Raw genomic sequence first — 13,814 nt, 5'->3', positions numbered from 1 at the left:
TTGTTGCCTGCATCAGCGCAGGCACTAGGCTGGGTATTCAAGCGGGCGCAAGCTTCGCCTGAGTCGCGCTTTACGGCTCTCGTTAGCCTGTGCGCCTGTGACAGATCATATATCATAGAGGCAGATTGTGCGCGGGTTTTCCGCCACTCGATCGTCATCTTCACAGGAGAGGAAGATCCATGAAGCTCGCATTCGGTTGCGACCCCAACGCCGCAGAACTCAAGAAGGCACTCATCGCCAAGGCGGAGTCGCTCGGCCACGAGGTGACCGACTTCGGTTCCGAGGACCCGATCTACGCGAATGTCGCCGCCGACGTCGCCCATGCCGTCGCCGATAAGAAGTACGACCGCGGCGTGGTCGTCTGCGGCACCGGCATCGGCGTTTCGCTCGCAGCCAACAAGGTGAAGGGTGCCTACTGCGCGCTGCTGGCCGATCCCTACTCGGCTCAGCGCGCAACCCTCAGCAACAACGCGAACATGGTCGCGATGGGTGCTCAGACCACCGGCATCGAGACCGCCAAAGTGCTCCTCGAGATCTATCTTTCGAACACCTTCGATCCCAACTCGCGCAGTGGCGCCAAGGTCGCCCGGGTCTGCGAGATCGAAGCCGAGGCGTTGTGAGCGATCGGGTAGCCAAACTCGAATTACATGCTGCCCGGGCCAGGCGCAACGTCGTCCGGATGATCCAGACGGGTCATGCCGGACACCTGGGCGGAGCGATGTCGGCCATTGACATCATCACCGCACTGTATTTCGACGTCATGAATATCGATCCCGCCCGTCCCGACTGGCCCGAGCGAGACCGTTTCCTACTCAGTGCCGGACACAAGGCGATGGGCCAATATGCCGTTCTTGCCGAGCGGGGATTCTTCGATCGGTCGCTCCTCGACACCTACGACGCGATGAACACCGCCTTGGGCGGGCACCCGGATATGCACAAGTGCCCCGGCGTCGAGGCCAATACCGGCGCGCTCGGGCATGGATTGTCGATCTCGGTGGGCACGGCCCTCGGTCTTCGCCTGTCGGGATTCGGTTCGCGGGTATTCACCATCATGGGTGACGGTGAGCTTCCCGAAGGCTCGAATTGGGAAGCCGCCGCGGCCGCGGCCCATCACAAGGTCAGCAATCTGGTGGCGGTCGTCGACAACAACGGCATGCAGATCTCCGGCCGGGTGTCCGACGTGATGAATATGGCGCCGATCGCCGGCAAGTTCGAAGCATTCGGCTGGGCCGCTCGCGAGATCAATGGCAATGACATGGCCGAGGTTGTGCAGGCGCTCGACGCCACGCCGTTCGAGGCCGATAAGCCGAGCGTCATCGTTGCGCACACCACCAAGGCCAAGGGCATCAGTTTCGCCGAGGACAAGCTGCCCTATCACTTCTGGAAGCCGGCACCAGGAGAGCTGGAACAAGCGGTGAGCGAGCTCGATCAGGCCATCGCCGCATGCGAACAGAAGGTGAACCAATGAGTGGAATGACCGATCCGCGCAAGGAGTTCGGGCGCGCGGTGACCGCTCTGGCCGCCGAGAACGAGCGCATCGTGGTGCTGTCTGCCGATTCCGGTAAGAGTTCCGGATTCGGCGACTTCGCCCAACAGCACCCCGAGCGCTACTTCGAGTTCGGAATCATGGAGCAGGGCGTCACCGGCATCGCGTCCGGGCTGGCGAGCACCGGCAAGATCCCGGTCTTCGCAGCAATCGCGCCGTTCGTCACCGCGCGCAGTTACGAGATGGTGCGCAATGACCTCGGCTATATGGGTGAGAACGCCAAGATCGTCGGACGCAACGGCGGTTTCACGTATTCCGACCTGGGTGCCACCCATCAGTCACTCGAGGACTACGCCATCATGCGGATGATCCCCGGATTGGTGGTCTTCGCGCCCAGCGATCCCGGCGAGATCCGCAGCTGTGCGGCGGCGATGATCGAGCATGTCGGCCCGACCTATATGCGCATCGGCGCTCAGGCGTTGCCGGATCTCTTCGACGAAGAGCCGGTGGTGATCGGCAAGGGACGGCATCTGCAGAAGGGTTCCGACGTCACGATCATCACGACCGGATACGAGTCGGTGCAAACGGTCGAGGCCGTCAAGCAGTTGACCGCTGCCGGGATTTCGGTCGACCTGATCGGTATGCCCACCCCATCGCATCTGGACGCAGAACTGATCTGCGCTTCGGCTGCATGCACCGGTGCGGTCGTCACGGTCGAGGAACACTACGACACCGGTGGTATGGGTGGCGCGGTGGCCGAACTGCTCGGTCGCGAACAGCCCACCAGGTGGCTGCCGATCGGTGTGCCGCACGCCTACCAGCCGGTCGGTCCCTACGACGGTTTGCTGGCCAATGCCGGCATCGATGCCGCGAGCATCACCTCGCGGGTGAGCGAGTTCCTGGGACGCTGATTCACCCCGACACCAGACGGCCCGGAGCGTTGCCCAACCAGCACGCACCGGGCCGTTTTCGCGTGCCGGAGCCTTGGCGTGAATGGCTGGACGAAGTATTTCGCCGGCCATCACGAGACAGCGAACCTCGAACCATCTCGAATCGAGCTGCATCAGCAGAGCCCGTCAGCAACAACCTCGCCAGCCCGATAGCCTCGACAGGGGGCAGTAGCAAAAGATCGTGTATGATTTTTAGTGCCCGGGAGCGGTCGGGCCGACCGTGACCAGGGCATCAGGATTCCCGCAGAAGTGAATGCCGGAAGCCGTGTATACCACCGCCAAGACGCTGGCAGCGTCCGTACTTGAGGAGTCGTCGATGACTCGTGTGTTCAACGATCCATCCAACTTTGCGCTCGAAGCCGTGTCGGGAATGGCTTCGGCTTATCCGCAATATCTGAAGACCGTGCACGGTGGTGCCGTGCGGGCAACCGCCAGCCCCGAGGGCCAGGTTGCGCTGATCGTCGGCGGAGGTTCGGGTCACTACCCCGGCTTCGCCGGTTGGGTCGGGCCCGGCATGGCGCACGGCGTGGTCTGCGGCAATGTCTTCGCCTCCCCATCTGCCTCTCAGGCCTACTCGGTCGCCAAGGCGGCGGACAACGGTGGCGGCATCATCATCGGCTACGGCAACTATGCCGGTGACGTGCTGCACTTCGGGCAGGCCGCCGAGCGTCTTCGCGCCGAGGGTTACGACGTGCGCACCATCGAGGTGTCGGACGATGTGGCGTCCGGGCCGGCAGAAGAACTCCGCAAGCGCCGCGGCGTCTGCGGCGACGTGGTCGTCTTCAAGATCGCCGGGGCGGCCGCCGAACGCGGCAAGAACATCGACCAGGTCACCGAACTCGCGTGGCGGGCCAACGACCGCACCCGCTCGCTCGGGGTGGCATTCGGTGGTTGCACACTGCCCGGCGCCGATGAGCCGCTGTTCACCGTGCCCGAGGGCCAGATGTCGGTGGGCCTGGGCGTGCACGGCGAGCCGGGCGTCTACGAGGTGCCGATGGGCACGGCCACCGAGATCGCCGATCTGCTGGTCGACGGCGTTATGAAAGAGACCATCGATCTCGCGACCGACGGATTCAACGGCAACGCCATCGTGTTGTTGAACGGGCTGGGCACCGTCAAGTACGAAGAGTTGTATGTGATCTGGAACCGGGTAGCCGAGCGGCTGGCCGAGGCCGGCATCACTCCGGTGCTCCCCGAAGTCGGCGAGCTGATGACCAGCCTCGACATGGCAGGCGTCTCGCTCACCATCACCTTCCTCGACGACGAGCTGGAAGACCTGTGGCGTGACCCCGTCGACACCATCGCCCTGCGGCGTGGTGCTGTCGCCGAGCGGGCCGAGCGTGAGGTCCGCGACGAAGGCGAACAGGCCGCTCCCCCGATCACACCGGGCAGCGAGGCCTCCCAGGCGCTGGCGGCCGAGATCGTCAAGGGCTTGGAAATCATCAAGCAGGTCACCGTCGACAAGGAGCCGGAGCTCGGCAAGCTGGACGCCATCGCCGGTGACGGCGACCACGGCCAAGGCATGCGTTTCGGCGCCACCGGGGCCCTGGAAGCCGCCAAGGACGCCGCCGCTCAGCAGGCCGGCGCCGGAACCCTGCTCGTCCGGGCCGGAGCGCAGTGGTCCGAGAGCGCCGGCGGCACCTCCGGAGCGTTGTGGGGTTGCATTCTCAACGCCTTCGGCAACGCGCTGGGCGATCAGGACGCCGCCACCGGTCAGACCGTGGCGACCGGTGTTCACGACGCCGTCGATGCCGTGCAGCGCCTCGGTGGCGCGAAGCCGGGAGACAAGACCCTGGTGGACGCGCTCGTCCCCTTCACCGAAACCTTGACCGCCAAGGTGAACGACGGCGTCGCACTACCCGAGGCCTGGAAGCAGGCCACCGACGCCGCTCAGGCGGCCGCCGACGACACCGCTAACTTCGTCTCGAAGCTGGGACGCTCACATGTGCTCGGCGAGAAGTCGATCGGGGTGGCCGATCCCGGTGCCATCTCGTTCTGCATGCTGATGAGCGCTCTTGGCGAAGCGGGACTGTTTGACTGCACAACCGATTGATCAAAGGAGATCGCAATGAAGAACTCGCTCAATCTGATTCTCGACGACGTTCCACTGCCGCGGTTCGCCAAGGTTCACCAAGATCTCCCGGCTCCGCGGTTGGACGATGTGCCCGGGCGCATCGCAGAGCAACTGGCCAGGCCCGAGTTCGATCAGACCGTACAAGCCGGCCAGCGGATCGGTATCACCGTGGGCAGTCGCGGCATCGCCAACATGCCGCTGATCGTCCGCACGTTTGCCGACTGGGTGAAGTCGAAGGGCGCCACCCCGGTGATCATCCCGGCGATGGGCAGTCACGGCGGAGCCACCGCCGAGGGACAGCAGCAGATGCTGCTCGGCATGGGATTCACTCCAGAGAACACCGGTTGCGAGATCGTCTCCAGCCTCGACGTCACCGAACTGGGTGAGGTCGACGGCCTGAAGGTGCTCTTCTCATCCGATGCGCTCGCTTGCGACGGATTGATTCTGTGCAACCGGATCAAGGCCCACACTGACATTGTCGGGCCGATCGAATCCGGTCTGTTCAAGATGGCGGCGATCGGTGCCGGCAAGCATCGCGGGGCGCTGCAGGCGCACTCCCGTGGCCTGGACAAGGCCGGGCAGATGATTCAGAAGATCGCTCCGGTGATGTTCAAGAAGGCCAACATCATCTTCGGTGTCGGGGTGCTCGAGAACTCGCTCGACCAGACCAGGGATGTCGTCCTGATCGAGACCGACAAGATCGAGGAGACCGAGCCCAGGCTGCTGGAGGAATCACGCAAGCACCTGCCGAGATTGCTCATTCATGACATCGACGTGCTGATCGTCGACTATATGGGCAAGAACATCTCCGGCGACGGCATGGATCCGAATGTCTTGGGCCGCTCGCTGATCGGGATCAAGAATCCCGAGATGAACGTGAACAAGATCGTCGTACTCGACATGACACCCGAGTCACACGGCAACGCCACCGGCCTGGGCCTGGCCGACATCACCACGGCACGACTGTTCGACCAGATCGATTTCACCGCCATGTTCACCAACGGCGTCACCTCGAACGGCATCGCCGGATCGCGGATCGCCCCGTTCATGCCGAACCAGAAGATGGCTCTGCAATGTGCCTCCCGGCTGACGCTGATTCCCGATCTGACGAAGTCGCGGATGGTTCGCATCGTCAACACGCTCGACGTCGCCGAGGTCTGGGTCTCCGAACCGCTGCTCGACGAGGTGGCCGCCGATCCGGCCCTCACCCAGCTGACGGACGCAACCGAGCTGGTCTTCGACGAAAACGATGATCTGTTCCCTGCCTCCGAGCCGCTGGATTAGGAACCGGACAAAGATTTGAGGGTACCGACGAGTACCGATAATTCTCTGTGACGCCCGATCTCGATCACCCCCTATATGACACTGCTCCCCTTGGCTGTTCTTGGCCAAGGGGAGCAGTGTTTGTCATCGTCCGAGTTTGATCTCAGAGCAAGCCGTGTATATCGGCTACGAGATCAGGGAATGTGCTTGGGCCGAGACTCCTTCTCCCGATCGGTAGGCTCCTCGCGATCGGACGCGTAGTCGCGTGGATGGCCTTGAGCCACGTGTTGGGTGTCCTCGGCAGACGGAGCGGCCTCATCAATGGCGGGAGTCTCGTCGTCACCGGGTTGGGGCGTCAGCTTCGAGGTTTCGGAAATCTGGTTATCGCTCATCTTTCCTCCAGTCGTATCGCAATCGGAGTACGTACCCTCAATTATGGTCAAGGCACGAAGATCCCGCACCGATGGTGACGAGGACGTCAGGCCATCTTGGCGCGCAGCACCGAACGGATGTACTCCCTGGACTCGGCCAGGTTGTACAGCGAATCGGCGCCGTAATGCTCCACCATGAACGGCATCTCGAAGCCGAGTTCGAGTGCCCGGGCGATGACATTGCGGTAGTTCACATAGCCACCCGCCATCGGCGAAGGATGAGTCGAGTAGGCACCGGTCGCCGGGTCGAAGTCACGCGTGTAGTTCTTGATGTGCCAGTAGTTGGTGTAGGGCAGCATCTTCTCGAATGCCTCGGTGACCGGCTCGAGCGGACGATGCAACCGCACCAGGTTGCCGAGGTCCGGGTTCAGGCCACAGGCCGGATGGTTGACATCGGTGACGAACTTCACGCACTGGTCGGAGCTGCCGAGATAGGTGTCCTCGAACATCTCCAAGGTGATCTGGATGCCGACCGACTGAGCGTGCTCGGCCAGTTCGCGGATGCGGCTGACGGCGAGTTTGTAGATCTCCGGGTCATCGGAGTCCTTATGGCCGGGAGCCAGCCAGAACCAGACCGCGGCGTCCTGCGCCGGTGTCGTGGGCTGGAAGAAGCCGAATGACACGACCTCTGCACCCAGCTCGACCGCGGTGTCGATCAGTCGGTGGCCGTAGGCCAGGTACTCCTCGCCGCGCTCAGCATCCACCAGCGACTTGCGCGAGGTCGAGATGCCCGGCACGGTCAGCCCGGTGTCAGCGAGGCATTGCTTGAAGTCGTTCAGCCGGGCCGGCGACAGGTCACCGACGCGCACCCAGACATCAAGGGGGTCCATTTCGGTGAAGCCCATGGCGGCGACTTCTGCCATCTGACGCTGCCACTCGGAGGGATCGGCGTCCTGAATGGGGCCGCCCTTGGAGTCGAGGCCGCCGAACAGCAGCATCGGGCAGGCAATCGGCCAGTTCTCGGCAGTGTATTTCGACATTGTGTGGTGTCTCCTTGTTAGTTGATGATCGGGGCTTCTTGCTTGGGTGGGCGCTTGTTCGGCTGGTTGGCGTCTCGCGCCCGTTTGGTCGAGAAAACAGACGTGATCTCGCGTCTTCTCGGCCTTGCGGCGAAATGGTGAACTATTTCACGCCGGGAGCCTGGCCCAACTCGGTGAGCAGCTGCTGCAGTTTGGCATAGGCGGTATTGCGGTAGGCCACCAGGTCGGTGGTGTCGCCCGCCGGAATGACGAAGCCGCCGCCTGCCTTGGTGCCCAGATGTCCTTCGTCGACCAGATTCTTCAGGCCCTCGGGGGTCGCGAAGCGCTCGCCGAAGTTGTCTTCGAAAGTCTTGAAGCAATCGCGGTAGACGTCCAGCCCGGCCATGTCGGCGATGGCGAACGGCCCGAAGAACGGCAGCCGGAATCCGAAGGTCGTGCGGGTGATGATGTCGACATCGTCCGCGGCGGCCACACCGTCATCGACGATGCTGATGGCCTCCTTGAGCAGCGCATACTGCAGGCGGTTGAGCACGAAACCGGGTGAGTCGTTGACTCGCGCGGTCAGTTTGCCCGTCGAGCGAACGAGTTCTTCGATCTCGGGCAGCAAAGATTCATCGGTTCCCTTGTGCAAGATCACCTCAACGCCCGGGATGAACGGCGACGGGTTGGAGAAATGCACACCCAGGAAACGGTCGGCCTTCTTCAGCGACTTCGCGAGCCCGCCGATGGGCAGCGTCGAGGTGTTGGAGGCGATGATCGCATCCGGACGCGCGGCGGCCTCGATGCGGCTGAGCACCGCATCCTTGATTTGGGGCTTCTCGGGAACGGCTTCTTGAATGTAGTCCGCATCGGCGACGGCGTCCTCGATGCTTTCAGCAGCGCTCAGATTCCTTTCGACAAGCACAGCATTACCCGGCAGGAAGAGGCCACGCTCCTCCCAGTCCTTCGCCTCGGCGATCAGCCGCTCGAGATTCTTCTTGGTCAGCTCGGCGTCCGCATCGGCGAGGACGACCTGATGACCGGCAATCGCGAAAACCTGCGCGATGCCACCCCCCATGTAACCCGCACCGACAACCGCGATTTTGTTGATAGCCATCTAGATAATTCCCTCCTCGGGCGACTGCAGCAACTCGTCAGTGTGCGCCTCCAGGGCACCAATGCCATCGGATTCTTACGTGTCTGCAGCCAATGATCGATCGGTGACCAACTGACTTCTATAATCATATAGGAAGTTTGGTTGAGCTGTGACGCGGGCGCATAATTCCACGTTTGTCCGCGCCTCACCCGCCGACAACCAGAAACTCGGCTCCCCTCAACTCGCGAGCTATCTTGCGCTCTGCCACCACCATTCCGATCGGCCGGAACTCCGATCGGCCGCAGCTCCGCCGATTTCGCTCGAGCCCACCGGCCCGGGACAAGCCTGCCCGCTCTGCATAACAAGCACCCAGCCGGCATCGAAGAATCCGTGATCAAACAGCACAGGCCGCATAGTAAATCACCTCGTGGCCTCCTTCTGCAACACTTGGCACCGGTCTCGTCCCGCGTCTTGCACTGGCGACGTATTTTTCTGTAGCCTATAGGCGCTGTGATTGGGCGTAGAAGACCAGTCACCAGTTCAAGGAGGCAGCGTTGCCAGAAATGGTGCAGACGTTCACCCCGATGAGATTGATCGCGCCTAGTTCCGAATCAACCGATGGACGCCAGAGCATAACCGGCGAACGTCAGCGGAGCCGGGCAGATCAGCTCTCATTGATGCACGAGTCCTGCGCGCGACGTTTCACTGTCTCCACCGGCCGTCAGTGGTTCGCACGGCCGCCAGCTCTCAGGTCTGCAAGCCGCCTCGGCAGCCTGCAAACCCTGGAGCAATCGGAACTGTCGCACCCGGCACAGTTCCCCGGTTACAAAGGAGGATCCGATGAGTACAGGGGTTGAAACAACTCCCGCGCTGGAACCCTTACGGTATCCCGAGCAAGATCCCAAGCTTGCTTCAAAGAAGTTCCTCGATCTACTGAGCATCGTCGGCCCCGGATTCATCCTGGCCTCCGTGACGATCGGCAATGGCGAGATCTTCCAGGCCACCCGAGGTGGCGCGGTCTTCGGCTACACCATCTTGTGGACATTCATCTTCGGCGCCATCTTCAAGGCAGTCGTCGTCTACGCCGCGGCCCGCTACATGGTCATCACCGGCGAGCACCCGTTCGCCAGGATGGGCCACGTCATTCCAGGTTTCACCAAGAGCGGTGTCGGCAGGCACTGGCTGGCCACCTTCTTCGGCGTGCTGGCAGCGGTCTGTTTCCCAGCCTGGTGCGTTGCCTACATCCTGGCGCTGAGCCAGTGGACTCCGTGGGTCATCACCGGCTCTCAGGAGCCCTGGCTGTGGGCAGGCATCGCCTGGAGCCTCATCGCCTACATCACCTTGTGGGTGAAGGACTTCAGCAAGGTCGAGAACCTGCAGACCGCGATCGTCGGCTTGCTGATCGTCTTCTCGATCATCGCATTGATCGTGGCCAACCCGAACTGGGGGCACGTGCTGCAGGGCCTGTTCGTGCCGGAGGTGCCCTCCGAGTACCCGGGCTGGGTGCAGGAGAAGTTCCCCGATGTCGCAGCCAAGGCAATCCCGGTTGAAATATTGTCCTATCTGGGCGCGCTGGGCGGCGGCATCTACGACTACATCGGCTACATCGGCACCTTCCGCGAGAAGGACTGGGGCATGCTCGGTCGCGCTGACAACACCGAGATCAACCTGCAACTGCAGGCCCTCGGCAAGGACGAGCAGATTCCGATCGCCATGGACGATGAGAACCTGGAGCGTTGCGCCACCGGCGTCAAAGCCGCCAAGATCGACTCTGTTACCTCGTTCATCGCGGTGGGTATCTTCGCCGTTACCTTCATGGTTCTCGGCACCGTGGTGCTCGGCGCCGACGGAGCGCAGCAGGTCCCCGCCGATAACAACATCCTGACTGAGCAGGCAGCATTCTTCACCAATGTGCACCCGATACTGAAGTATCTCTACATGGTGGCCATCTGGTGTGCCTTCTGGGGCTCGCAACAGGCATTGTTGACGGTGACCTATCCGTACACCGTGCGTGAAGCGTTCAGCCCAGCCTTCCCGGTGCTGAACAATCCCAAGCATTGGCAAAAACTGCGCATCATCGTCGCCACCTACACCCTCGGCATCGCAATCATCTTGGCGCTGACCGGGGCGAGTTATACGGCGGTGATCGGTTTCGCCGGCATCCTCGGTGGTGTCTTCGCGCTCGGTCTGTGGGGCTTCTGCCTCTTGCGCGCCGAATACAAGGTATTGCCCAAGCAGTTGCGCATGAAGCCGCTCATCCAGGTCATCCTGGTGATCGCGTCCATCGCGATGACCGTGATGGGCATCGTCGGCCTGATCGGCTTCTTCAGCTGACAAATCCAGTTCCGCAACAGCTGTGACCGGCCTGTGTGCACCACTAAGTTGTGGGGTTCGCGCCCAGGGGCTCTCAAAGCCCGGGCGCGGACCTCATTCTGGACACTGCCCTGACCGGCATTCCTGCTGCATCCGGCAATCTCCAGGCAGGCCGGCCATCGACCGTAGAATGGCATCGGCAAGCGAGCGTCACAGCAATCAATTAAGCAGAACCTTGCCGAACCTCGAGAGAGCCTGCGTATCAGACGATTTGATGGCATCGGCGATTGGCCCGGCTCTGTCATTTCCTATAGCATGTACGTATAACCGTTGTGGCGGACGAGGCTTCGATCCGACGATGAGCGCTGTTGAAGGCGCACGTCGGCAGATCCGACCCCCAAGAAGTTCCAGCCCATACAATGCCCAGCAGTCGTCCGAGGTCGAATGGCTGCTTGTATTCGGTGAGTCGACCTGTTTGGAGCGAAATGAACGACCAATTGCGAGGCGTGATCATTCCGGTTGCGACCCCGTTTGATGCCGGTAGCGATGAAGCTGTTGATGTTGCGGCTTTGGAGCACAATTTCGGGTTGTGGGACGGTACCGGTGTGGCCGGCTATATGGTGCTGGGCACTAATGGTGAGTTCAAGGCGGTCGATGACGAAGAGTCCCGCACCGTTATCAAGGCTGCGGCAGCCAACAAGGGTGACAAGACGTTGATCGTGGGTGCCGGACGCGAGTCGACCAGGACGACGATCTCGTTCGTCCGGAGCTTGGAGCCGTGGGGTGACTCCATCGATTACGTCTCGGTGCTCACCCCGAACTATTTCGCGAAGTTGGACGATGGGCCCGCGCTGGCCGATTTCTATACGGCGGTGGCCGATGCGAGTCCGGTTCCGATCTTGTTGTACGTGGCACCCGGATACGCCAACGGTGTGACGGTGCCGCCGAGTGTGCTGGCCGAGCTCGCCGATCATCCTAATATCGCGGGTGTCAAGGACACCTCGCCGACCATGATGACCGAGTACATGGTGGCCGCCGGTGCGCGTGATGATTTCGCTGTGATGGCGGGTTCGTTGTCCAATGTCATGACCTGTTTGGCTTTCGACGGCCCGGGTGGTGTGGTGTCGGCCGCGAATTATCTGCCGGACGAATGCGCCCGGCTGACTGATCTTTATTTCAACGAGTCACCTGATGCGGCGAAACGGTACTACCGCATTTTGAGTCGGGTCGCGAAGAGCGGTGGCGGTAAGCAGGGTGTGGCGAGCCTGAAAGCCGCGATGAATATCCGCGGCTACCACGCGGGAGCGCCCCGGCGGCCTGTTTGCCGGGTCAGCGCCGATGCTGAATCCCAGATCCGTCAGGCCCTCGATCAGGGTCTCGCCGAACTCGCGACCTTCGGGGCCTGAAAGGACGCCTGCCATGTATTACCTGTCCATTGATTTCGGCACTTCTGCGGTGAAGATGGAGATCCTCGATGATGATCTGAGGGTGCTCGCCTCCGAGAAGCAGGAGTATCCCTATATTTTGTTGCCGGGTGAGAAGGTGGAGATCGACCCGGAGGTGCTGTTCGAGGCGACCGGCCAGGCGTCGAAGAGGTTGCCCGCCGAATTGCGGGAACAGGTCGGGGTGTTGTGTTACGACACGTTCTCGCCCTCCCCGGTGTTCATCGCCGAGGACGGCACGCTGGCCTATCCGAACATCATCACGCACATGGATCGGCGCAGCCGCTCGATCACCGACGTCATCAACGAGGTGGTCGGTAAGGACACGTATCTGTCGATCGCCGGTATCTATCCGTTCGCGGGCGGGGCGGGCATCATGACGGTGCTGTGGATGCAACAGAACCAGCCCGAGGTGCTGGAGCGCACCTACCGCATCGGTCACCTGCCCACCTTGGTGCATCATCGTCTCACGGGTGAGTGGATGGTCGATCTGGTCAACGCGTCGATGCTCGGCCTGTATGAGACGACCACCCAGGGTGGTTGGTCGTCCGAACTGCTCGACACTTTCGGCCTCAAACACGAATGGTTCCCCGAGATCCGTAATCCGGGCGAATTGTTGGGCACACTGCTGCCGGAATCGGCTGATCGGCTGGGAGTACCGGCGGGTATCCCGGTGGCGGTCGGCACCAACGACATGGCGTCGGCCCAGATGGGCGCCCACAACGACCGCGCCGGACGCATCATGAACACTGCCGGCAGCTCGGACATGGTGTCGATCCTCATCGACAAGCCCGTCACCAATCCCGGCTACTATCTGCGGAACTCCGCGCTGCCGGGTATCTGGCAGATCTATGCCACCACCGCCGGCGGGTTCGGTATCGACTGGTTCTTTGAACAGTTCTGCAAAGAGATGACCCGTGACCAGTTCAACACCGACTATCTGCCCTCGTGTATCGACAGGTTCGCCGATGACGGCGAGGTCAGCTTCGATCCGTACCTGACCGGTGACCGGCAGTCACTCGAAAAACGCACCGGCGCCTGGCACGGGCTGACCCTGGCCGCCACCCGCGACGAAATGCTGGCCACCATGCTGAAATCGATGAACACAGTGCTGTACGACGTGGTGAAGCTCGCCGGCGAAGTGGTGCCGATGGATTCGGTCATCAAACTGACCGGCGGCATGTCGACCCCCGCATTCATCAAGCTGAAGGAACAACAGTTCCCAGGCTTCAGTTTCGAGGTCGTCGACAATTGTTCCGTGTTGGGTAATGTCGAACTTGTCCGCCACTACAACGGAGAGCTGACCGCATGAACCAGCGCTGGGGCTTCTATCTGATGACTGTTGCCTGCTTGGGCATTCTGGCGAGTATCTTCGCCGGCCGCGGGCAGACCGTGCTGGCCGTCGGATTCGGGGTTTTGGCGCTCGGTTATCTCGCGCGGGGCATCGTCCGCCAGATACAAGAGAACCGTGACCACCGGGAAGCCCTCGGCGTCCACATGTCCGGCGAGAAAACATCGTCCGAAAAACAGCAGATCGTCGACAACCTGCTCACCACCCGCAAGATGTTGAAGGGCAAGCGCCGCTCCGAGATCATCCTCGGACTGATTGTGGTGATCGGCATCGTCTATATCTATCCGAGCAACGGCCTGCTCGCCCTGGCAATGTGCGTGGTGTTCATTCCGCTCGGCTATTTCATTATCAAGCAGACGCGTTCGATCGCGCTTATTGAGAATGGGCTGGCCTCGCGCGGGTATTCGCTGCAACCTACCCGATAACTTTCATCAATGCTGATAACAACG

The 13,814-nt window shown here is 61.8% G+C and carries 12 protein-coding genes; 9 read left to right on the top strand and 3 right to left on the bottom strand.

All coding sequences use genetic code 11. From position 1 onward, the window contains the following. Positions 1-179: 179 nt before the first annotated feature. From QQ658_RS05300 to QQ658_RS05280, 5 genes are all read left to right on the top strand, one after another. Positions 180-620, top strand: coding sequence for an RpiB/LacA/LacB family sugar-phosphate isomerase (locus QQ658_RS05300; RefSeq protein WP_286026616.1), 441 nt, complete (start codon positions 180-182; stop codon positions 618-620). After that, positions 617-1,468: a transketolase gene (locus tag QQ658_RS05295; RefSeq protein WP_286026615.1), complete on the top strand. Its 852-nt coding sequence runs from the start codon at positions 617-619 to the stop codon at positions 1,466-1,468. Before QQ658_RS05300 ends, QQ658_RS05295 begins: the two co-directional genes overlap by 4 nt. Beyond that, positions 1,465-2,397: a transketolase family protein gene (locus QQ658_RS05290; protein WP_286026614.1), complete on the top strand. Its 933-nt coding sequence runs from the start codon at positions 1,465-1,467 to the stop codon at positions 2,395-2,397. The genes QQ658_RS05295 and QQ658_RS05290 overlap by 4 nt, the downstream gene beginning before the upstream one ends. A gap of 355 nt (positions 2,398-2,752) precedes the next feature. Beyond that, entirely contained in the window at positions 2,753-4,489 is a 1,737-nt protein-coding gene (locus tag QQ658_RS05285) for a dihydroxyacetone kinase family protein (RefSeq protein WP_286026613.1), read from the top strand. Between the two features lie 15 nt (positions 4,490-4,504). Beyond that, on the top strand, positions 4,505-5,794 hold the full coding sequence (locus tag QQ658_RS05280) for a nickel pincer cofactor-dependent isomerase, group 22 (protein WP_286026612.1): 1,290 nt from the start codon (positions 4,505-4,507) through the stop codon (positions 5,792-5,794). A 173-nt stretch (positions 5,795-5,967) separates the two neighbouring features. Here the strand turns inward: QQ658_RS05280 and QQ658_RS05275 are convergent, their stop codons facing one another. The 3 genes from QQ658_RS05275 to QQ658_RS05265 form a co-directional block, all read right to left on the bottom strand. After that, the gene (locus QQ658_RS05275) at positions 5,968-6,165 is read right to left on the bottom strand and encodes a hypothetical protein (RefSeq protein ID WP_286026611.1); all 198 of its coding nucleotides are present in this window, start codon (positions 6,163-6,165) and stop codon (positions 5,968-5,970) included. Between the two features lie 86 nt (positions 6,166-6,251). Further along, complete coding sequence (locus tag QQ658_RS05270) at positions 6,252-7,184, bottom strand: sugar phosphate isomerase/epimerase family protein (protein ID WP_286026610.1); 933 nt, start codon at positions 7,182-7,184, stop codon at positions 6,252-6,254. 142 nt (positions 7,185-7,326) lie between these two features. Further along, positions 7,327-8,280: a 3-hydroxyacyl-CoA dehydrogenase family protein gene (locus tag QQ658_RS05265; protein WP_286026609.1), complete on the bottom strand. Its 954-nt coding sequence runs from the start codon at positions 8,278-8,280 to the stop codon at positions 7,327-7,329. 819 nt (positions 8,281-9,099) lie between these two features. Here QQ658_RS05265 and QQ658_RS05260 point away from each other — a divergent pair. The 4 genes from QQ658_RS05260 (at position 9,100) to QQ658_RS05245 (ending at position 13,790) form a co-directional block, all read left to right on the top strand. Next, positions 9,100-10,593: an Nramp family divalent metal transporter gene (locus QQ658_RS05260; protein ID WP_286026608.1), complete on the top strand. Its 1,494-nt coding sequence runs from the start codon at positions 9,100-9,102 to the stop codon at positions 10,591-10,593. A 464-nt stretch (positions 10,594-11,057) separates the two neighbouring features. Beyond that, the gene (locus tag QQ658_RS05255; protein WP_286026607.1) at positions 11,058-11,978 is read left to right on the top strand and encodes a dihydrodipicolinate synthase family protein; all 921 of its coding nucleotides are present in this window, start codon (positions 11,058-11,060) and stop codon (positions 11,976-11,978) included. A 13-nt stretch (positions 11,979-11,991) separates the two neighbouring features. After that, positions 11,992-13,326, top strand: a complete 1,335-nt coding sequence (locus QQ658_RS05250; RefSeq protein WP_286026606.1) for an FGGY-family carbohydrate kinase — start codon at positions 11,992-11,994, stop codon at positions 13,324-13,326. After that, the gene (locus QQ658_RS05245) at positions 13,323-13,790 is read left to right on the top strand and encodes a hypothetical protein (protein WP_286026605.1); all 468 of its coding nucleotides are present in this window, start codon (positions 13,323-13,325) and stop codon (positions 13,788-13,790) included. Before QQ658_RS05250 ends, QQ658_RS05245 begins: the two co-directional genes overlap by 4 nt. Positions 13,791-13,814 lie beyond the last annotated feature (24 nt).

Origin of the sequence: Propionimicrobium sp. PCR01-08-3 (assembly GCF_030286045.1) — a bacterium.
In the GTDB taxonomy this organism is placed as follows: Bacteria; Actinomycetota; Actinomycetes; order Propionibacteriales; family Propionibacteriaceae; genus Brooklawnia.
This window is presented reverse-complemented; position numbering and strand designations above follow the sequence as displayed.

Coding starts and splice junctions, on each gene's coding strand:
- QQ658_RS05300 (WP_286026616.1), top strand. CDS start 180: ATGAAGCTCGCATTCGGTTGCGACCCCAACGCCGCAGAACTCAAGAAG.
- QQ658_RS05290 (WP_286026614.1), top strand. CDS start 1,465: ATGAGTGGAATGACCGATCCGCGCAAGGAGTTCGGGCGCGCGGTGACC.
- QQ658_RS05285 (WP_286026613.1), top strand. CDS start 2,753: ATGACTCGTGTGTTCAACGATCCATCCAACTTTGCGCTCGAAGCCGTG.
- QQ658_RS05280 (WP_286026612.1), top strand. CDS start 4,505: ATGAAGAACTCGCTCAATCTGATTCTCGACGACGTTCCACTGCCGCGG.
- QQ658_RS05275 (WP_286026611.1), bottom strand. CDS start 6,165: ATGAGCGATAACCAGATTTCCGAAACCTCGAAGCTGACGCCCCAACCC.
- QQ658_RS05270 (WP_286026610.1), bottom strand. CDS start 7,184: ATGTCGAAATACACTGCCGAGAACTGGCCGATTGCCTGCCCGATGCTG.
- QQ658_RS05265 (WP_286026609.1), bottom strand. CDS start 8,280: ATGGCTATCAACAAAATCGCGGTTGTCGGTGCGGGTTACATGGGGGGT.
- QQ658_RS05260 (WP_286026608.1), top strand. CDS start 9,100: ATGAGTACAGGGGTTGAAACAACTCCCGCGCTGGAACCCTTACGGTAT.
- QQ658_RS05255 (WP_286026607.1), top strand. CDS start 11,058: ATGAACGACCAATTGCGAGGCGTGATCATTCCGGTTGCGACCCCGTTT.
- QQ658_RS05250 (WP_286026606.1), top strand. CDS start 11,992: ATGTATTACCTGTCCATTGATTTCGGCACTTCTGCGGTGAAGATGGAG.
- QQ658_RS05245 (WP_286026605.1), top strand. CDS start 13,323: ATGAACCAGCGCTGGGGCTTCTATCTGATGACTGTTGCCTGCTTGGGC.